Origin of the sequence: Meiothermus sp. CFH 77666 (genome assembly GCF_017497985.1) — a bacterium.
Classification (GTDB): domain Bacteria; phylum Deinococcota; class Deinococci; order Deinococcales; family Thermaceae; genus Meiothermus.
This window is the reverse complement of the sequence record NZ_JAGDFV010000009.1, coordinates 34,158-53,962: the sequence shown is the minus strand read 5'-3', so window position 1 is coordinate 53,962 and position 19,805 is coordinate 34,158. Positions and strand designations below refer to the sequence as shown.

Here is a 19,805-nt window from a genome sequence, read left to right as displayed (position 1 = left end):
GGTCTGGCGCTGGCTTTCGGATTGGACGCTGTGGATTCTACCGCGAACCGGTTCATCTTTCTCTACCCAGCAAGCCCACCCACACTTCTCCCCGTTCGCATCGAACGGCATAGGTGGGGATGCATACCTGCGCATCGTCTAGGCATTCCCCGGTTTCTAAATCGAAGCGGTGTTTGAGCAGAGGAGAAGCCACGTACCGCCGCTCGCCCCGGTTGCCCAGGATACCCCGGCTGAGGACGTTGGCCCTGGTAAAGGGATCGTAGTTGGATAGGGCGTAAAGTTTCCCCTCCAGACGAAAGACGGCCACCTGCCTGCCCTCTACTTTGGCGCACACGCCGGTGCCCTCGAGGATCTCCTCCAGGCGACAGATGTGCCTCCAGCAGCGGTTGGCCTTAGTCATGGGCACCCCCCTGGTTCATGGGCAAGGCCGTTAGTCGCTCAAAGTCGTAGGCCGGGCGGTACTGGCCCCTCACCTCCACCCGTACGATGTTTTCGTCGGGCTCCTCAGAGTTGACGAAGTGGCGGAATCGCTTGAGCTTTTCCGGGTCTTGCAGGGTGGTGGCCCACTCGTCTTGGTAGCTGGCTATGATCTGTGCCATCTGGGCCTCGAGTTCACCGCCGATGCCCAACTTGTCCTCCACGATGACCTGTCTTAGGTACTCGATTCCTCCCTCCAGCTTTTCCAGCCAGACGCTGGTGCGCTGCAGTCGGTCGGCGGTACGGATGTAGAACATGAGGAAGCGATCGATGTAACGCACAAGGGTTTCCTCATCCAGATCCGCAGCTAGAAGATCAGCATGGCGGGGTTTCATCCCGCCGTTGCCGCAGACATACAGGTTCCAGCCCCGCTCGGTGGCAATGATGCCAAAGTCCTTGGACTGCGCCTCGGCGCACTCGCGAACGCAGCCCGAGACCGCGGCTTTGATTTTGTGAGGGGCCCGCAAACCCTTGTAGCGGTTCTCCAACCGGATGGCCAGGCCCACCGAGTCCTGAACGCCGTAGCGGCACCAGGTGTCGCCCACGCAGCTTTTGACGGTGCGCAGGGCCTTACCGTAAGCATGCCCCGACTCAAAACCTGCGGCCACCAGCTCGGCCCAGATTTGCGGAAGCTGGTGCAGATGAGCGCCGAAGAGGTCGATGCGCTGTCCACCGGTGATCTTGGTGTACAGGCCGTACTTTTTGGCTACCGAGGCGATGGCCATAAGCTTGTCCGGGGTAATCTCCCCACCGGGAATACGGGGCACCACTGAGTAGGTTCCGTCGCGCTGGAGGTTGGCCAGAAAGCGGTCGTTGGTGTCCTGTAGGGGCAGGAGCTCGTCCTTGAGAATGTATTCGTTGTGGAGCGAGGCCAGGATCGAGGCCACCGCCGGCTTGCAGACCTCGCACCCCAGTCCCCGGCCGTGCCCCTGTAAAAGCTCTTCGAAGGTGCGGTAGCCCATCACCCGCACAATGTCGAAGAGTTCGGCCCGGCTATAGGGAAAGTGTTCGCAAATGTGGTGGCATACGGCCTCGCCCAGAGCTTTTAGCTCCTGCTGCAGGATCTCGGTGAGCAGCGGTACACAACCACCACAGCCGGTTCCGGCCTGGGTGGCTTGCTTGAGAGCCGCGAGGTCGCGTGCACCCGCCCGAACCGCCTCACAGATCTGCTGCCGGGCTACCCCGGTGCAGTTACACACCTGGGCTTTGGCGGGCAGCGGGGCGGAGCCCGCGCTAGAGGGAAGCAAAAGGCTTTCGGGCTGCTCGAGGCGCTCCCCCAGGAGGCCATGCAGGGTGGGGTAGGCTGCGGTATCGCCCACCAGGATACCTCCCAGAAGCCGCCCCTCCTCAGAGAACACCAACTTTTTATAAAGACCTCGAGCGAAGTCGGTGTAAAGCACTTCGGTTGCGCCAGGGCTTTCAGCTTGGGCATCGCCGAAGCTGGCTACCTCTGCGCCCAAGAGCTTTAACCGGGTAGAGGTATCGGCCCCGCTAAAGCGGCTTTCTTTACCTAGAAGTCTCTCGGCCAGCACGCGGGCCATCTGGTAGCCTGGCCCCACCAGGCCGTAGGTGCGGCCCCGGTGTGCGGCGCATTCCCCGATAGCGTAGATATAAGGGTCGGAAGTGCGGCAATAATCGTCAATAACCACCCCGCCCCGCTCCCCTATGCTCAGGCCTGCTTGACGGGCCAGCTCGTCGCGGGGCCGGACGCCCGCTGCAAAAACCACCAGGTCGGTCTCGAGTACGCCACCATCGGCAAATTCCAGGGCCACCACCCGCCCCTTCTGCCCCTGGATTCTCTTTGAGGTCTTGCCCAGGTGTATCTCAATGCCCAGAGCTTTCACATAACGAAACAGGTGTTTGCCCCCCAGTTCGTCCACCTGCTGCGGCAGGAGCCGGGGGGCCAGCTCCACCACGTGGGTTTTGAGCCCGAGGGCCTGTAAGGCTCCGGCGGCCTCGAGGCCCAGGAGGCCCCCGCCCAGCACCACCCCTGTGCGGGCCTTACCGGCGTAAGCCTCAAGGCGGGCCAGGTCGTCTAAAGTACGGTAGACAAAGCAACCTTCCAGCTCCCGACCCTCGATGGGGGGCACAAAGGGATAAGACCCCGTAGCTAGCACCAGCAGGTCGTATTCGACCTCGCAGCCCGAAGCAACCACCACCCGCCTTGTGCGGTCAATGGCCTGGGCTCGAGCGTGGATCACCCTTACCCCCCAGGCTCGGTAGGTTTCGGGGTCGGCCAGGCCCAGATTCGGACGCGGGCTCTGGAAGTATCGGCTCAGATGTACCCGGTCGTAGGCTAGGTGCGGCTCCTCGCAAAAGGTTGTGATTGTGAAGTCATGGGGCTGGCTGCATAGGGTCTCAATGAACTTGTGCCCTACCATGCCGTTGCCAATTATCACCAGGCGCTTCGTCATGGCTTACCTCCGCTAGGCAGCCTCTCTGTGGCCGTATTTCTCGGTCAGAAGGTAAAGCAGGTGCTCCTTTACTTCCACGTAGCGTGGGTCTTCCAGCACCCTTTTACGCTCGCGGGGTCTGGGTAAGGGCACCGCCACCACCTCTCCCACCGTGGCTCGAGGGCCGTTGGTCATAACCACCACCCGGTCGGAAAGGTAAATGGCCTCGTCAATGTCGTGGGTGACCAGCAGGATGGTCTTGGGCTCCTCGCCCCACAGCGCCCGCAGCAGCTCGTCCTCCGAAGTGGCGTTCCAGATAGACAGGAGCTGATCCTGCAAAGCGGCTCGGGTTAGGGCATCCAGAGCGCCAAAGGGCTCGTCTAAGAGCAGTATCTTAGGATTGATAGCCAAGGCGCGGGCAATGGCGGTGCGCTGCTTCATTCCTCCTGAAATCTGACCGGGGCGTTTGTGGCGGTGTTCCCACAGCCTGACCATCCGCAAAAACTTCTCGCACAGGCGCGCTTTTTCTTCTGGGGTCAAGTCAAGGTGCACTGCATCGATAGCCTGGTAGACGTTTTGATAGACCGAAAGCCAGGGCAGAAGGGAGTAGTTCTGGAAAACCACCCCCCGGTCGGGGCCGGGGCCCTCGATGAGGCGGCCTTCCAGCACAATCTGGCCCGAGCTGGGAGGGATTAGCCCGGCCACCAAAGAGAGCACGGTGGACTTGCCGCAGCCTGAGTGTCCAATCAGCGAGACCACCTCACCCTGGGCCACCCGCAGGTTAAAGTCTTCCACGGCTACGTAGTTTCCGAAGCGTTTCCCGATCTCCGTTAGTTGCAGGTAACCCATACCTTCTCCTCTACGCCTGTGCTTTGCGGTGAAGATAGCTTAGGGCTCCGTCGATGGCCCAGCCCACCAGGCCGATGAGCAGAATGGCCGCCATCACCCGCTCCAGATCCAGGGCGTTGTAGCTATCCCAGATGAAGAAGCCCACGCCCGTGCCTCCCGAGAGCATCTCCGCAGCCACAATCACCATCCAGGCGATGCCCAGCCCAAGGCGAAAGCCGGTGAGGATGTAAGGCAGAGCGTACGGCCAGAGCACCCGGGTCAGGTACTTCCAGGGCGAGAAGCGAAAGACACGGGCTACGTTCTTGTAGTCCTCCGGTACTGAGGCCACGCCTACGGCGGTGTTGATCAGGGTGGGCCAGAGGGAGCAGATGGCGATGACGAAGACGGCGGCTTTGTCTGAGGCCGCCAGGGCTGCCAACCCCACCGGAAACCAGGCTAGGGGTGAGACCGGACGCAAAAGCTGTACCACCGGGTTGATCGCTTTATACAGGGCCTCAGACGCTCCGATCAAAAATCCAATCGGCAGGGCGATGGCTATCCCAATCAGGAAACCGAGCCCCACCCGGTACAGCGAGGTGGCCAGTTGGATGGCGATGCCCTTGTCGTTGGGGCCGTTGTCGTAAAAGGGGTCGCGCACCATTTCCCAAAGGGTGTTCAGGGTGGTCAGGGCATCGGGTACCTTGGGGGCTACGGTATGGCTTAGGACGTGCCACAGAAGGCCAAAGGCCAGGAAGCCTAGCGTCGTGCTGAGCAGGCTCGTAGCCCAGTGCGGCAGCCGGTAACCCCGATCCGCCGAGGGTTTGGCAACAGTAATCCGTTCCATTCAAGCCTCCCTTAGAGTTCGCGCATCCTGTACCGAGCCAGGCTGGCCTCCGGGTTTTTGGGATCGAAGGTCACCCCATCAATAAACCCGGTTAGGGGTGTCATGTCGTCGTTGGGAACAGAAATCTTGAGGTCTCGAGCTACCTCGAGGTAGAAGTCTTGCTGCACCAAAGCCTCGGCTATCTTCTCGTAGTCGGGCGCTTCCTTAATAAAGCCCCAGCGGCGATACTGGGCCACGAACCAGATGACGTAGGCCTTGCGGGGGAAGTTGGTCTGCCCGCCGCGGTGGAAGAGCATCATGTCGTCGGTATAGTTCTTACGCCCAAGGCCCCCGCCCAGCTCGTATACCCCCTGCAAGCGGGCGTCGATCACCTCGGAAGGGGCGTTTACGTAGGGGCGTTGCGCGATTACCTTGGCCGCTTCGCGACGGGCCGCGGGCTGATCCAGCAGCTTGCAGGCTTCCAGCACCGCTTTGGCCAAGGCTTTGGCCTCGCCTCTGCGGCGGAAAAAGTCGGGATTGAAGACCAGGGCTTTTTCGGGGTGATGCTTCCAGATGTCCTGCGTGGCTGCCGTGGTAAAACCAATGCCTTGCCTTACCGCTACCCCGTTCCAAGGCTCGCCCACGCAGTAGCCGTCCATGTTTCCTACGCTCATATTGGCCACCATCTGGGGTGGAGGAATGGTGATGATCTTGACGTCCTTTACCGGGTTGACTCCACAGGCTCCCAGCCAGTAGCGCAGCCACATGTCGTGGGTACCGCCGGGGAAGGTCATGGCAAAGGTAAGCGGCCTGCCTTCGGCCTTCTTGGCCAGGATGGCCTTCCCGGCTCCCTCGAGATCCCTGAAGCCCACCTTTCCGCCGAAATCCTGCTGCGATAAGGTGATGCCCTGGCCGTTATTATTGAGAATCATTCCGATGGGTAGCGCCCGCCCGGCGGGGCCGCCGACGCCCAGGTAGACCGAGATGGGCAGGCCAAAAAGGCAGTGTGCGGCGGCAATTTCCCCGTTTAGAAGGTGGTCGCGGGTGGTAGCCCAGGAAGCCTCCTTGGTCACCTCGACCTCGAGGTCATACTTTTTGTAAAGCCCCCACTCCCCGGCCATGATCACCGGAGCGGCATCGGTTAGGGAGATGAAGCCCACCTTGAGCTTGCCGCCTTGGGCTCGACCCCGCATCAAGCTGGTGAGAGCCAAAGCTGTAGCAGACTTAAGCAACTTCCGACGGTTGATTGTGTGCAAGAGTACCTCCTTTCAGAGCAGTGCTCCAAGCAAAGGGCCTTTGGCGCCAGCGCACTACCTCTCCCACCACCCAGACGGCTGGGGCTTCGACCTGAACCTCACCCTGGGCTACCTGGGCCAAGGTGGCCTCCACCACGCGCTCCTCAGGGGTGGTGCTCCGCTCGATGAAGGCCACCGGTTCTTCAGGTGGCCGCCCCAGGGCCATGAGCTGCGCAGCAATCTGGCGCCGGCGGCTCACCCCCATCAGCACCACCAGGGTCTCCGCACCGGCGTAGTGGGTCAGGCGGGGGGCCTGTTCTCCCGAGCCTTGCCCGCTCACCACCGCAAAGCCCCCGGCTATCCCCCGCAAGGTGAGGGGAATCCCGGCCAGGCTGGGCGCCGCGATCGCTGAGGAGATCCCAGGAACGACCTCCAGCGCCACCCCCTGTTCGGCCAAGAAGCGCCACTCCTCACCCCCCCGTCCGAACACCATGGGGTCGCCTCCCTTGAGCCGCACCACCCGCCGGCCGGCCCGGGCATAGGCCAGCATCAGGGTAAAAATCTCCTCCTGTACCGTCTCTTGCTGGCCCACCTCCTTGCCCACATAGATCCGCAGGGCCCGGGGGTTGACCATCCGCAGCACCCCCTCGCCCACCAACCGGTCGTAAAGCACCACCTCGGCCTCGGCCAGCACCCGGGCCGCCCTGAGGGTTAGAAGCTCGGGGTCTCCCGGGCCCGCCCCTACCAGGTAGACCTTGCCGCTCATACCACCTCCAGTTGGGGTTCGGCCTCTTCCAGGGCCCGCCGCAAGAGTTCGCGGGCCTGCTCGAGCCTGCCCAGCCGGATCAGACTGAGCGCATCGGCGTCTACCAGGCGGTACCAGGCCGCTTTGCGTGCCTCAAAGTGCTCGGGGTAGGCGGCTGCCACCACGGGCCGAAACTCTCGCAGAATGCGCAAGTATTCGGCGTACTCCGGGCCGTACTCCTTGGCCAGCCGAGCCTTGATACGCACCCCCAAAGCGGGAGCTGACCCGCTGGTGGAGACCGCGATGATCAGGTCGCCCTGTCGGTGCACCGCTGGCAGGATGAAGTCGCAGTAAGCGGGGTCGTCTACCGCATTGAGCCACACCCCCTGTTGCCGGGCTTCCGTTGCGACCTGAGCGTTCAGAGACCTATTCACAGGGTGGGAGATAGCCAGCATGAAGCCCTCGAGGTCGCCGGGCTGGTAACCTCGTCGCAGGTGGATGAGGCCCGCCGGTAGAGGGTAGAGGTCTGGATGGTTTTCCGGAGAAATCAGCGTTACCTGAGCCTCTGCCGCCAGGAGCGCGCGCACCTTGGTTTCCGTTTCAAATCCCCCGCCTATGAACACCACTCGCTTGCCCCGCAAATCGAGCATCACCGGGTAGTAGGCCCTGGAACGCTTTGGACACGCGCTGGGCTGGGTGCAAGAGCAGGAAGGGTAAGAGCAGGTTTTCTCCATAGGTTACTCCGCAGGTGCTAGCTTTACGGCAGCAAACTTGAACTCGGGCATCCGGCAGGCGGGGTCGAGGGCTGGATTGGTCAGCCGGTTGACGGCCGAAGGGCCCTCCCAGTGAAAGGGCACAAAAATCGTGTCGGGGCGTATTTTCAGGCTGGTGCGCACAGTGTACCTGGCCTTTCCCCGACGGCTTTGCACCTCGCAAGGCCGGCCCTCTGCCAGCCCGAGCCGTGTAGCAGTCTCCGGATGGACTTCTATGTAGGGATCAGGGCATTTCTTGGAAAGCCGCGAAATGCGTCGGGTCAGGTTGCCGGTTAGGTAGTGGTAAAGCACCCGTCCAGTGGTGAGGATCAGCGGAAACTCCCTGTCGGGCGCTTCAGCCGCAGGGCTATAGGGGGTCGGGAAGAAACGGGCCTTACCGTCTGGGTGGGCAAAGCCCTGGGTGAAGGGCTGAGGGGTACCAGGGTGATCGGGATGTGGACAGGGCCAGAAAAGGGTCTCACCAGCCGCCAGACGTTCATAGGTGATGCCAAAGTAATCGGCCTTTGCCCCTCGAGTGGCCTGGCGTAGCTCGTTGTAGACGTCCTCTATGCGGGCATAGCGGAAGTAGGCCTCGGCCCCCAGACGGTGGGCTAGTTCTATCAAAATATCCCAGTCTCGCCGGGCGCCTTGAGGCGGATCTTGCAAGGCTCGGCGCAGCACCACCCGGCCCTCCAGGTTGGTGGTGGTGCCTTCTTCCTCAAACCAAAGGCTCCCCGGCAAAACCACCTGGGCCAGGGCGGCGGTTTCGGACAGGAAAGGATCGATCACCACCAAATGCTCAGCTTGGGCCAGTGCCGTTCTCACCCGGTCGGCCTGTGGCGACGAGGCCGCAGGGTTGCTTCCCAGAACCAACAGCCCCCGAATTTCGCCCTGCGCGATGGATTCCAGAATCTCAAAGGCGCTTTTTCCTTTGCCTGGCAGCACTCCGGGCAGAACCCCCCAGACCCTGGCAACCGCAGCCCGGTCATCGGCGTTCTCAATCGAACGATAGCCCGGGAGTTGGTCGTTTTTCTGACCCACCTCACGCCCACCCTGGCCGTTGGCCTGTCCGGTTAGAGTTCCGAAAGACCCTCCCAGGGCGAGGGCCAGGTTGATGTAGGCCAGAGTGGTGCGCACCCCCCGCACATTCTGGTCGGCCCCGCGTCCAGTGAGGATGAGGGGGTTTTGCGCTTGAGATAGCAGCGCTACGGCTTGCTCGAGGGCGTCTTCTTGCAGATCGCATACCCCCGCAGCCCAGGAGAGGGTAGAGCCTTCCACAGCCTTTAGCGCCTCCTCAAAGCCATGGGTGTGCGCCTCAATGAAGGCTTTGTTCTTGGGCACCTGTCTAAACAGAGCGTTGGCCAGGGCCAGATCGGTGCCGGGCCTGAGAGGCAGGTGTAGGTCGGCCAGGTTTGCGCTGAGGGTATGGCGCGGATCGATCACCATGAAGCGGGTTCCGGCTCGCTTGGCTGCCATAAGATAGGGCATCAGCATAGGCAAGCACTCTGCGGGGTTGGAACCGGCCAGCACAATCAGGTCGTGATGGGCCAGATCGGCTAGTGATCGGTTCAGCCCTCGATCCAGGCCAAAAGCCAGGTTTTGCGCTGTGGCCGCAGCGGACATACAATAGCGACCGTTGTAGTCCACATGTGGCGTTTTTAGGGCTAAACGAGCAAATTTGCCCAACAGGTAGGCCTTCTCGTTGGTGAGGGAACCGCTCCCGTACACCGCCAGGGCGGACGAACCCCGTGTGCGGGCTATGCGTAAAAACCCCTCGGCGGTCACATCCAAGGCTTCTTCCCAGGTGCAAGGGGTTAGTCTTCCCCCCTTGCGCACCAAAGGTGCGGTGAGCCGCGCCGGGTGCCGCATCAGGGCCCCACTGCTCAAGCCCAAGACGCACAGCTTGGCGTTGTTAATGGGGTGAGGAAGAGGAATTGCTTGACCATCCTCGCCAACCTGCATCCCACACTGCACCGCACAAAAAGGGCAATGGGTGACGATACGCGTTATTTCTGCAAGCATTTAGGGAATGGGTGAGAGGGGCCTGCGCTGCCTCTCACTAAGCAGAAGTATAGCAAGACTGAAACAGATGTCAAGAATAATATGGGCAAATGGCAAAAAAATTGTGAACAAAATGCAAAAAAACAACTAAAATCTGCAAATAGCAAATTTGAATTTGAGCATCTGTAAAAAATCACTTTAACGTTTTGTAGAACCTTCTATATATATATTTGGCACGCCATCTAGTGTTGTAGACAAGATGTAGCCGCCCAAGAAAACGCGAATGCGACTTGGCCCAGACGCATGTTACGCATCCAAGCCTGAGCCGAGCCCGGCCCACGGGTGCTTGAGTTTCGAGTTTCCCGGCGGCCACGTTCTGTTCAGGGCGAAAGATTTCTAATCCCGGATGGCTCGGTTTTTTGTAGAAGGGCGCTCTATATCTGGCTGCCTTTCAGGAACTCCAGCAGATCAAGGTGTCAAGGTGCCCGGTCACATGGGGTGAGTTGCTAAGAAAAGACCGAGAGTGCTAAGGTCTGGGCATGCGCGAAACCCCACGCTCTGCTCAACTCTTTGCCCGCGCCCAGCGGGTCATCCCCGGAGGGGTCAACTCTCCAGTGCGGGCCTTCAAGGCCGTAGGGGGCACCCCCCGCTTCATTGCCCGGGCGCAGGGAGCCTATCTCTGGGATGCCGACGGCAACGAGCTCCTCGACTATGTGGGTTCCTGGGGGCCCATGATTCTGGGCCACAACCACCCCCAGGTGTTGGCGGCCATCCGGGAAGCCCTGGAGGAAGGTCTGAGTTACGGAGCCCCTACTGAACGAGAGATTGAGCTGGCCGAGCTGGTCTTGCGGGCCTATCCGGTTGCGGCCCAGGTTCGCTTTGTCAGCAGCGGCACCGAGGCCACCATGAGCGCCCTGCGTCTGGCCCGAGGCTACACCGGGCGAGACTTGATCGTCAAATTCCGCGGCAACTACCACGGCCACGCCGATAGCCTGCTGGTGCAGGCAGGCTCGGGGCTTCTGACCGGGGCCGGGGGTACGGCCAGGAGCGCCCCCTCGAGCGCCGGGGTGCCTCAGGCTTTTGCTGAACTGACCCTGGTGGCCGACTACAACGACCCCGAAGGCCTCCAGGCCCTATTTGCCAGGCACGGCGAACAAATAGCGGCGGTGATTTTCGAGCCGGTGGTGGGCAACGCGGGGGTGCTGGCCCCCACACCGGCCTTCCTGGAGGCCCTGCACCGGCTCACCCAGCAGTACGGGGCGCTGCTCGTTGCCGACGAGGTGATGACCGGCTTCCGCCTGGCCCAGGGAGGTGCGGTAGAGCTCTTGGGGCTGAAGCCCGACCTCATCTGCTGGGGCAAGATTATCGGTGGGGGTTTGCCGGTAGGGGCCTATGGGGGTCGGGCCGAAGTCATGCAGCATGTGGCCCCGCTGGGCCCGGTGTACCAGGCCGGAACCTTGAGTGGCAACCCGGTGGCCATGGCAGCGGGAATAGCAACCCTGAAGATACTCTTTGAAGCGCCCCCCTACGCACACCTCGAGCACTACGGTCAGGCTTTGCAAGCAGGGCTCGAGCAGATCTTCGCGCGAGCGGGCCTCCCCACCACCATCAACCGTGTTGGCTCCATGATTACGGCGTTTTTTCGAGAAGGGCCGGTTTCGACCTACGCCCAGGCGGTGGCTTCAGATACCCAGCGCTTCAAACAGTTCTTTCACGGCCTGCTGCAACGAGGGGTGTACTGGCCGCCCAGCCAGTTCGAGGCTGCGTTTTTCTCGGCGGCCCACAGCCAGGCCGACCTCGAGCGCACCCTGGAGGTCGTAGAGCAGGCGGTGCGGGAGCTATGAACCGCTCACTTTTGCAACGTGTGCTTACAAAACGCGCCAAACGTGCTTATATCTACTAACACTTTGTATTGATTTTGGCTTATAGCTGCTTTGGGCGGGAAAAACTGCCCAGTAACTTCACGGGTTGCCGTTGACACCCGGTAAGGCCCGTTCATATACTCTGCCCAGGTGTTTCCGCACCGGAGGAGGTTTGGTATGTGGTCTCGAGGTGTCCTCATTCTTTTATGGATCTTCCTTGGAATGGCTCTAGCGCAACAGCGCACCAACGTGCGCTTCACCCTCGACTTTGCCTTCCAGGGCCCCACGGCTGCTTTTTTGCTGGCCCAGGACAAGGGCTACTACACTGCGGAGGGCCTGAATGTCAGCATTGACCGGGGCTTTGGCTCGGCAGACGCTATCAGCAAGATTGCCGCGGGCAACTACGACATGGGTTTTGCCGACTTCAACTCGCTCATCGAGTTCAATACCCGTAACCCCAACAACCAGCTCCTGGCGGTCTTCATGGTCTACAACACCACCCCGGCGGCGGTGTTTGCCATCAAGGGCAAGGGCATTGCCCGGCCTGCGGATCTGGTGGGCAAAACCCTGGCTGCCCCGGCGGGGGATGCGGGCCGCAGGCTGTTCCCGGTGTTTGCCGAGGCGGTGGGGATAGACGCCAGCAAGGTCAACTTTATTAACGTGGATGTGCCCCTGCGGGAGCCCACCCTGGCCCGTGGTCAGGCCGATGGCATTACCGGGTTTTACTTCACCTCCTTCCTGAACCTGCGCAACGTAGGGGTGAAGCCAGAGGACATGGTCATCTTCAAGTACGGCGACTACACCCAGGATCTCTATGGCAACGCGGTGGTGGTGCGGCGCGACTTCGCCCAGGCCAACCCGCAGGCGGTCTCGGCATTTTTGCGGGCTCTGGTCAAGGGCTTCAAGGACGTGATTGCCAACCCCGACGAGGGCATTGCTGCGGTTAAGCGGCGGGATGGGCTCATCAACGAAGCCCTGGAACGCGAGCGTCTGTTGCTGGCCCTCAACTCCCACGTGCTGACCGCCGACAGCCGGGCCTTCGGGCTGGGTTCGGTGCGGCGGGAGCGGGTCGAACGCAACATTCGCGCGGTAGCCAAGGCCTTCGAGCTACCCACTACCTTGAAGGTGGAGCAGGTCTGGAGCGAGCGGTTCCTTCCGCCCATTGCCGACCGGCGGGTGACCGGCCCGGCGCGATAATAGTTGCTACAAAACAGTAGCCTTTGACCGCCCGCCCCCGGCAGGCTAAACTCTAGGCCAAGGTACAAACATGTCCTTCATTGAGCTCAGCAATGTTAGCCTGCGCTACGACAACGGCTACCTGGCGGTAGAGGGGGTGAACCTTTCCATCGCCCAGGGCGAGTTTGTGGCTTTTGTAGGGCCTTCGGGCTGTGGAAAATCCACCCTGTTACGGGTCATTTCCGGCCTGCGTCTGCCCAGCGAGGGAAGCGCGACGGTGCATGGGAAGGCGGTAAAGGGGCCCATCGCCAGCATCGGGATGGCCTTCCAGAACCCCACCCTGATGCCCTGGCGCACCATCCTGCAAAATATATTGCTGCCCCTCGAGGTCTCGCCGGCGCACAAGCAGCAGTACCGCCAGAACCCCAGGCCCTATGTCGAAGCCGCCCGCGAGCTGATGGCCTCGGTGGGGCTCTCGGGCTTCGAGAATGCCCATGTTTGGGAGCTATCAGGGGGTATGCAGCAGCGGGCCAGTTTGTGCCGCGCCCTCATCCACCAGCCCGAAATCCTGATGCTCGATGAGCCCTTCTCGGCCCTGGATGCCTTTACCCGTGAGGAGCTGTGGCAGGCCATGCAGGTGCTGTACATGAGCCGCAAGCCCACCGTGATTCTGGTGACCCACGACCTGCGTGAGGCCGTCTACCTGTCCGATACCATCTACACCATGAGCACCCGGCCCGGCAAAATCGCCTACTCACGCAAGGTGGAGTTTGCCCGCCCCAGGGCCCTCGAGCTCACCTACGAAGACGACTTTGCCCACATCGTCAAGGAGCTGCGTGAGCAGATCGGCGGGATGCGTACCCAGATCAGCGGTCTGCGGGGGGTGGGGGCGTGAACGCGCGTACCCGGGATACCCTCATTGCAGTGGCGGCAACGGTGGGGCTTTTTGTGGTGTGGGAGCTGGCGGTGCGGCTTTTCAAAATCCCCCCTTTTGTGCTGCCGGCCCCTTCGCAGGCCATCCAGTCGCTGCTGCCGGTCTGGGGGGTGGTGATGGGCCATGCCTGGCAGACCCTCTGGACAACCCTGGCCGGTTTTGGGATTGCGGTGGTGGCGGGGGTGCTTTTGGGTGCTGCGGTGGGCACCTCCAAGCCCCTGAACCTGGCGCTTTACCCCATTCTGGTGGGCTTCAATAGCGTACCCAAGGCCGCTTTGGTGCCGGTGCTGGTGCTGTGGTTTGGCATCGGGACGGTGCCGGCCATCCTGACCGCTTTTCTGATCTCGTTTTTCCCCATTGTGGTCAATGTGGCGACGGGGCTGGCGGCGGTTCCCCCGGAGCTGCGCGAGGTGCTGCGGGTGCTGGGCTCGAGCCGCCTCGAGGCCTTCACCCGGGTCTCCATTCCCTTCTCCATGCCCTACTTTTTTGCCTCGCTCAAGGTGGCCATCACGCTGGCCTTCGTGGGGGCGGTCATCTCGGAAATTGCCGCTTCGCAGAAGGGCATCGGCTACATGATGACCTCGGCCAGCTCGCAGTTCAATGTGCCGCTGGTGTTTGGCGGCCTGCTGGTGATTGCCGTGATGGGCATTGTGCTGTACGCAGTTTTTGCCATTCTGGAACGTCGCCTGGTGGGCTGGGCCTACCGCAGCCAGCATGCGTGAACGGGGCCGAAAGCTCAAATCACAGGTAGCCGATAGCCGGAGACCCTCAGGCACCAGACCCTTCGACCCTCGACACCTGAAGGAATTTTATGGTGATTCGGACAAGCACCCTACAGGCCAGCCATATTGATCCACATACCCCTCCTAGAGCCTTTGGCTTTAAGCTTTCGGCAATGGGTGTTGCAGGGTGTACGGGCTCATCAAAGTGAAGTGTTCAGGTGAGGTTGGTATGACCCTAGCCGAAATCAACCAGCTTTCCCGTGAAGCCTTTGTGGAAGCGGTGGGCTGGGTGTTCGAGCACTCGCCCTGGATTGCCGCGCAGGCCTGGGAGAGCCGTCCCTGGCAGAGCCTGGATGAGCTGCACAGGGCCATGGTGCGCTGTGTGGAAGCAGCGCCGCAGGAGGCCCAGCTTGCGCTGATCCGGGCCCACCCCGACCTCGGCAGCCGGGCCCGCATGGCCGAAGCCTCCGTGCAGGAACAGAAGGGGGCCGGTCTCGACAGCCTGAGTGCCGCAGAATACGACCATATTCAGCGCTTGAACCAGCAGTACACCCGGCAGTTTGGCTTTCCCTTCATTCTGGCGGTGCGCGGCAAGGACAAGCTCGACGTGTTTGCAGCAATGGAGGCGCGGCTTCATAACCGCCCCGAGGAAGAGCTGCAAACGGCCCTGGCCGAAATCTACAAAATTGCCCGTTTTCGGCTTGCCGATTTGCTTGGTCAGGGCTAGACTCAATCCAAACTGACCATGAATATCCTCGACCACGACCGCTTGCGAATCATCAAATGGCCCTGGCTGCTGGCGCTTCTGCTGGTTCTGGTGCTAGGCCTCTACCTGACCCTGGCCAACGGCTGGCAGGCCCACGCCCGAGAATGGCTCAACCTGGTGGTGCGCTGGCTCCACATCATCTACGGTATCGCCTGGATTGGGGCTAGTTTTTACTTCATCTTTCTGGAAAATGCCCTCGAGCGCCAGGGGGTGCGGGCCGAGCTTTCGGGCAACATCTGGACCATTCACGGGGGCGGCATCTACTACCTGGAAAAGTACAAGACCGCGCCCGCACAGTTGCCCAAATACCTGCACTGGTTCAAATGGGACGCCTACTTAACCTGGGTCACGGGCTTCTTGCTCCTGATCATTGTTTACTATGCCGACCCTCGCGCCATCCTGCTGCCCCCCGGCAGCACCCTGCCGGACGGGGCCGCCATTGCGCTGGCGGTGGGGAGTTTGCTGGCGGCCTGGCTGATCTACCTGGCCCTCTCGAGTACCCAGTTACTCTACCGCCCGGCGCTCTTCTTGCTAGTGGGGGGGGTGCTGGTGGCCGGGGCCGCGTACGGGCTGGGGCAGGTGTTTAGCGGGCGCGGCACCTTCATGCACATTGGGGCCATGCTGGGCACTATCATGGCGGCCAATGTTTTTTTCGTAATTATCCCCTCGCAAAAGAAGCTGGTGCGGGCCGCACAAAACGGCGAGACCCTGGATCCAGAGTTTGTCAACTGGGTGCAGTTTCGCTCACGTCACAACAATTACCTCACCCTGCCGGTGCTCTTTACCATGATTGCCCACCACTTCCCCATGACCTACAGCGGGGGGGCTCAGTGGCTGATACTGATTCTGCTTTTTGTGGCCGGGGTGGCGGTGCGGCACTTCATCAACATCACCGAGAAAGAGCACCACAAGACCCTGCTGGAAGGAGGGGCCATGCCCTACCTGCTGGTGCTGGCGGCGGCCCTGCTGTTGGGAGCTTTTTACCTGACCGCGCCGCGCTCCAGCGCCGAAGCTCTAGCCCATCCGCCGGTGGCCTTCGCCGAGGTGCAGGCCATCATCCAAACGCACTGCCAGATGTGCCACGCGGCCCGGCCCACCCAGCCAGGCTTCGCCTCGGCGCCGGGGGGGGTGATGCTGGACACCCCCGAGCAGATTGTGGGCTATGCCCAGAAAATCAAACAGGTCTCGGTGGACACCCAGTACATGCCCCTGGTGGTGCCGGGGGTTCCGCCCATGACCGCCGAGCAGCGGGCCAAGCTGGGGGCCTGGGTGGCCCAGGGGGCTAAAGGGCCTTAGGATAGCTGTATGGCCCGACTCTCGACCCACGTCCTCGACACCGCGCACGGCAGGCCAGCGGCGGGGCTCGACCTCGAGCTCTACCGCCTGGGCCCAGCAGGCGAGCGCACCTTCGTCACCGCCGCCAGCACTAATGCCGATGGCCGAACCGATGCCCCTCTGCTCTCGGGCGAAACCCTTCCGGTGGGCCTTTACGAGCTGGTTTTCCATGTGGCGGCCTACTTCAAGGCCCAGGGGGTGACCCTTCCCGACCCCCCCTTTCTGGATGAAGTGGTAATCCGCTTCGGTATTGCCGATGCCAAAGGCCACTACCATGTGCCCCTGCTGCTTTCGCCGTATGGCTACAGCACCTACCGCGGGAGTTGAGCCCGGCCAGGGGTACAATCCTCCCGATGAACCCTCGCCAACTCGCCCACGAAGCCATCGAACGCTGCCGGCAGCTTGCGTGCTACACGGAGGAAGCGGGCCGTCTGACCCGAACGTTTTTATCGCCGCCCATGCGGGAGGTACACCAGGCCCTGGCAGGCTGGATGCTCGAGCTGGGCATGACGGTGCGAATAGACGCTGTGGGGAACCTGATCGGGCACTACCCCGGCCAGACCCCGGACGCCCCGCTCTTTCTGATGGGCTCGCACGTGGACACGGTGCGCGACGCGGGCCCCTACGATGGCCCGCTAGGGGTCATGCTGGCCCTGGCCCTGGTGAAGGGCCTGGAGGGTCAGCGGCTACCTTTTGCCCTCGAGGTGATCGCCTTTTCTGAAGAAGAGGGGGTGCGTTACGGGGTGCCCTTTCTGGGAAGCAAGGCGGTGGCGGGCCGGTTTGAGGCCGGTTTTTTGAAGCTCCAGGATGCCGAGGGGCAGACCGTGGAAGCGGCCATCCGGGCATTTGGCCTTGAGCCCACCCAGATTCCCCAGGCCGCCTACAACCCGGCCCAGGTGAAAGGGTATCTGGAGTTTCACATCGAGCAGGGGCCGGTGCTGGAAGCCCAGGGGTATCCGCTGGGCATTGTGGAGGCCATTGTGGGCCAGAGTCGGCTCGAGGTGGCCTTTCGCGGCCAGGCCGGCCATGCCGGTACTACCCCCATGCCCCTGCGCCGCGACGCCCTGGCCGGGGCCGCCGAGTGGATGACCCTGGTGGAACGCGAAGCCCGTGCAGAGCCCGGCCTGGTGGCCACAGTGGGCATGATTGCCGCCCTGCCAGGAGCCGCCAACGTGATTCCGGGGGAGGTGCAGATGAGCCTGGACGTGCGCCACGCCTACGACGAGGTGCGCAGCCTGGCGGTGGCCAACCTCATCACCCGGGCCCAGCAGGTTGCACAGCGCCGGGGCCTCGAGCTTTTCTACCAGACCCGCTACGAACAGCCCGCCGTGCCCTGCGACCCCCCCCTGAACGAACGCCTGGCGCAGGCGCTGGAAGCCGAGGGCTACCCGGTGCATCATCTGGTCTCGGGCGCGGGGCACGATGCCATGATTATGGCCTCGCTGTGCCCCTCCACCATGCTTTTCCTGCGCAGCCCGGGGGGCCTTTCGCACCATCCCGAGGAGTCGGTCTGGCCGGAGGATGTGGAGGCTGCGGTGCGGGTGGGGCTGGCCTTTTTGCGTAAAATGGCTGATGGCCCATTTTGATCAGGCAGGTGAACCCCAGGCCTCAAACCCTGGATTGACGGAGTGAGCATGTTGGATCTGATTGTGCGCGGTGGAAACCTGGTGACCCCAGCGGGCCTTCAGCAAGCCGACCTGGGGGTGCTGGACGGACAGGTTGTGCAGGTGAGCCCGGAGATTGCCGAGCCTGCCCGGCAGGAAGTATCGGCCCAGGGCCGGTATGTCTTTCCCGGCCTGGTGGATGTGCATGTGCACTTCAACGAGCCAGGGCAGGCCCACTGGGAAGGCATCGAGACCGGTAGCGCCGCTTTCGCGGTGGGGGGCGGCACGCTCTTTTTCGACATGCCTCTCAACTCGCTGCCCTGCACCTTAGATAGCGCCGCCTTCGACCAGAAGCTTTCGGCCATGCGGGCCAGTTCATACACCGACTTTGCCCTCTGGGGGGGCCTCACCCCCCGCAACCTGGAGCGCCTGCCCGAGCTGGCCGAACGGGGGGTGATCGGCTTCAAGGCTTTCATGTGCAACTCGGGCCTGCCGGAGTTCCCGGCTTGCGACGACGGCACGCTTTACGAGGGGATGCGCACGGCGGCCCGGCTAGGCCTGCCGGTAGCGGTACACGCCGAGTCGGAGTCGCTGACCGCTTACCTCACCCCCAAAATGCGGGCCAGGGGCCAGACCTGGCGCGAGTATGTGGCCTCGCGTCCGGTGTTTACCGAGCTCGAGGCCATCGGGCGGGCCCTTGTGCTGGCCCAGGAAACCGGCTGCAAGCTGCACATTGTGCACATCAGCTCGGGGGCCGGGGTGGCGCTGGCCGCCGAGGCCAGGGCCCGGGGGGTGGACGTGAGCCTCGAGACCTGCCCGCACTACCTGGCCTTTACCGAGGACGACCTGGAGCGCCTGGGGGCGGTGGGGAAGTGCGCCCCGCCGCTACGGAGCAAGCCCGAGCAAGACCGGCTCTGGGCCGAGCTGCAAAAGGGCGTGGTGGACATTGTCGGCTCTGACCACTCCCCCAGCCCGCCCGAGATGAAACAGGGCGCAGACTTTTTCGCCCTGTGGGGTGGGATTGCCGGGGTACAGTCCACGCTGGCGGTCATGCTCGAGGAGGGTTTCTATCGGCGGGGGTTGCCTCTGGAGCGGATAGCCGCGCTGCTGGCTCACCAGCCCGCCGAACGCTTTGGCCTGCCCCATAAGGGACGGCTTGCGGTGGGTGCGGATGCCGATTTTGTGTTGGTCAACCCCCTGGAAAGCCATACCCTCACCCCTTCCGACCTGCGCTACCGGCACCCGCTCTCGCCCTACCTGGGCCAGACCTTCCGGGGGCGCGTGGAGAGCACCTGGCTCCGGGGCGAGCCAGTGTATCTGAACGGTACAATAGCCAGACCAAGCGAGGTTCGCTTACAGACGAGGAAACCATGAGCCTGACCGGATTTACCCGTACCCGCGTAACCCCCGACCATGCCCTGCTGACCCCCGATACCTTTGTTCGCGCCCCCCTGCCGGGCTGGATCAACACGGCCTGCATCGTGCACATTGCCCCTGAGCTGGGGGCCCGTTTCAAGATGTACACGGTAGAAATGCAGCCGGGGGGCACCGGGGAAATGACCCTGCTGGACATCCAGCGCTTTGCCTACGTGCTGGAGGGCGAGCTAACCCTCGAGGTCGGGGGCGCCAGGCACCCACTCCGGCCCCATCACTACGCCTACCTGCCGGCCAACACGCCTCACCGCTTCCTGGCACAATCGCCCAGCCGAATGGTGATTTTCGACAAACCCTACCAGGCCCTGGCGGGGGCCGAGGTGCCGGGGCTGGTGCTGGGCCACGAGCCGGATATCCCCAGCAGCCCCCTGATGGGCGATGAAGCGCTCCAGGTTCGGCTGTTGTTGCCCGATAATTTTTCCTTCGATATGGCCGTCAACACCATGACCTTCGCCCCCGGAGCGCACCTGTCTTTGGTGGAAACCCACGTGATGGAGCACGGCCTACTGTTCTTGCAGGGCGGGGGGGTGTACCGCCTGAGCGACGCCTGGTACACCGTACAGGCCGGGGACGTAATCTGGATGGCTTCGTACTGCCCGCAGTGGTTTGGTGCGCTGGGCAAAACCCCCAGCAAGTACCTTATCTACAAGGACGTGAACCGGCATTCGCTCGAGCTCTTGTTCTGAGGCGGCAGGAGCGCTGGCGCTCGGAAACCGCC

Annotated in this window: 18 protein-coding genes; 10 read left to right on the top strand and 8 right to left on the bottom strand. The window is 62.4% G+C overall.

Annotated elements, in window-relative coordinates; genetic code table 11:
* Window positions 1-52 precede the first annotated feature (52 nt).
* The 8 genes from nirD to J3L12_RS06595 form a co-directional block, all read right to left on the bottom strand.
* Entirely contained in the window at window positions 53-400 is a 348-nt protein-coding gene (gene nirD, locus J3L12_RS06630) for a nitrite reductase small subunit NirD (RefSeq protein WP_208014262.1), read from the bottom strand.
* A complete protein-coding gene (nirB, locus tag J3L12_RS06625) occupies window positions 393-2,891 on the bottom strand; it encodes a nitrite reductase large subunit NirB (RefSeq protein ID WP_208014261.1) in 2,499 nt (832 codons plus the stop codon). The genes nirD and nirB overlap by 8 nt, the downstream gene beginning before the upstream one ends.
* 12 nt (window positions 2,892-2,903) lie before the next feature.
* Window positions 2,904-3,719, bottom strand: a complete 816-nt coding sequence (locus J3L12_RS06620; RefSeq protein WP_208014260.1) for an ABC transporter ATP-binding protein — start codon at window positions 3,717-3,719, stop codon at window positions 2,904-2,906.
* A gap of 10 nt (window positions 3,720-3,729) precedes the next feature.
* Window positions 3,730-4,542 (bottom strand): nitrate ABC transporter permease, encoded by an 813-nt coding sequence (gene ntrB / locus J3L12_RS06615; protein WP_208014259.1) that lies wholly within the window; start codon window positions 4,540-4,542, stop codon window positions 3,730-3,732.
* An 11-nt stretch (window positions 4,543-4,553) separates the two neighbouring features.
* Window positions 4,554-5,714, bottom strand: a complete 1,161-nt coding sequence (locus tag J3L12_RS06610) for a CmpA/NrtA family ABC transporter substrate-binding protein (protein ID WP_208014258.1) — start codon at window positions 5,712-5,714, stop codon at window positions 4,554-4,556.
* A 31-nt stretch (window positions 5,715-5,745) separates the two neighbouring features.
* A complete protein-coding gene (gene cobA / locus J3L12_RS06605; RefSeq protein ID WP_208014257.1) occupies window positions 5,746-6,522 on the bottom strand; it encodes a uroporphyrinogen-III C-methyltransferase in 777 nt (258 codons plus the stop codon).
* Entirely contained in the window at window positions 6,519-7,151 is a 633-nt protein-coding gene (locus J3L12_RS06600) for a bifunctional precorrin-2 dehydrogenase/sirohydrochlorin ferrochelatase (RefSeq protein WP_208014322.1), read from the bottom strand. The genes cobA and J3L12_RS06600 overlap by 4 nt, the downstream gene beginning before the upstream one ends.
* Before the next feature lie 87 nt (window positions 7,152-7,238).
* Window positions 7,239-9,275 (bottom strand): molybdopterin oxidoreductase family protein, encoded by a 2,037-nt coding sequence (locus J3L12_RS06595; protein ID WP_208014256.1) that lies wholly within the window; start codon window positions 9,273-9,275, stop codon window positions 7,239-7,241.
* 518 nt (window positions 9,276-9,793) lie between these two features.
* Between J3L12_RS06595 and hemL the strand changes: the two genes are divergently transcribed.
* From hemL to allE, 10 genes are all read left to right on the top strand, one after another.
* The gene (gene hemL / locus J3L12_RS06590; protein ID WP_208014255.1) at window positions 9,794-11,098 is read left to right on the top strand and encodes a glutamate-1-semialdehyde 2,1-aminomutase; all 1,305 of its coding nucleotides are present in this window, start codon (window positions 9,794-9,796) and stop codon (window positions 11,096-11,098) included.
* A 240-nt stretch (window positions 11,099-11,338) separates the two neighbouring features.
* Window positions 11,339-12,313, top strand: a complete 975-nt coding sequence (locus tag J3L12_RS06585) for an ABC transporter substrate-binding protein (protein WP_243455009.1) — start codon at window positions 11,339-11,341, stop codon at window positions 12,311-12,313.
* Between the two features lie 70 nt (window positions 12,314-12,383).
* A complete protein-coding gene (locus J3L12_RS06580; protein ID WP_208014253.1) occupies window positions 12,384-13,187 on the top strand; it encodes an ABC transporter ATP-binding protein in 804 nt (267 codons plus the stop codon).
* Window positions 13,184-13,948, top strand: coding sequence for an ABC transporter permease (locus J3L12_RS06575; RefSeq protein WP_208014252.1), 765 nt, complete (start codon window positions 13,184-13,186; stop codon window positions 13,946-13,948). Before J3L12_RS06580 ends, J3L12_RS06575 begins: the two co-directional genes overlap by 4 nt.
* 229 nt (window positions 13,949-14,177) lie before the next feature.
* The gene (gene uraD, locus J3L12_RS06570) at window positions 14,178-14,675 is read left to right on the top strand and encodes a 2-oxo-4-hydroxy-4-carboxy-5-ureidoimidazoline decarboxylase (RefSeq protein ID WP_208014251.1); all 498 of its coding nucleotides are present in this window, start codon (window positions 14,178-14,180) and stop codon (window positions 14,673-14,675) included.
* Between the two features lie 18 nt (window positions 14,676-14,693).
* Window positions 14,694-16,010: a urate hydroxylase PuuD gene (locus tag J3L12_RS06565; RefSeq protein ID WP_208014250.1), complete on the top strand. Its 1,317-nt coding sequence runs from the start codon at window positions 14,694-14,696 to the stop codon at window positions 16,008-16,010.
* Window positions 16,011-16,019: 9 nt separating this feature from the next.
* Entirely contained in the window at window positions 16,020-16,376 is a 357-nt protein-coding gene (uraH, locus tag J3L12_RS06560; protein ID WP_208014249.1) for a hydroxyisourate hydrolase, read from the top strand.
* A gap of 26 nt (window positions 16,377-16,402) precedes the next feature.
* Window positions 16,403-17,635 carry an allantoate amidohydrolase gene (locus J3L12_RS06555; RefSeq protein ID WP_208014248.1) on the top strand — a complete coding sequence of 411 codons (1,233 nt, stop codon included), beginning with the start codon at window positions 16,403-16,405 and terminating at the stop codon, window positions 17,633-17,635.
* Between the two features lie 48 nt (window positions 17,636-17,683).
* A complete protein-coding gene (locus tag J3L12_RS06550; RefSeq protein WP_208014247.1) occupies window positions 17,684-19,027 on the top strand; it encodes an allantoinase in 1,344 nt (447 codons plus the stop codon).
* Window positions 19,024-19,773, top strand: coding sequence for a (S)-ureidoglycine aminohydrolase (allE, locus tag J3L12_RS06545; protein ID WP_208014246.1), 750 nt, complete (start codon window positions 19,024-19,026; stop codon window positions 19,771-19,773). The genes J3L12_RS06550 and allE overlap by 4 nt, the downstream gene beginning before the upstream one ends.
* The last annotated feature ends 32 nt before the right edge of the window (window positions 19,774-19,805 follow it).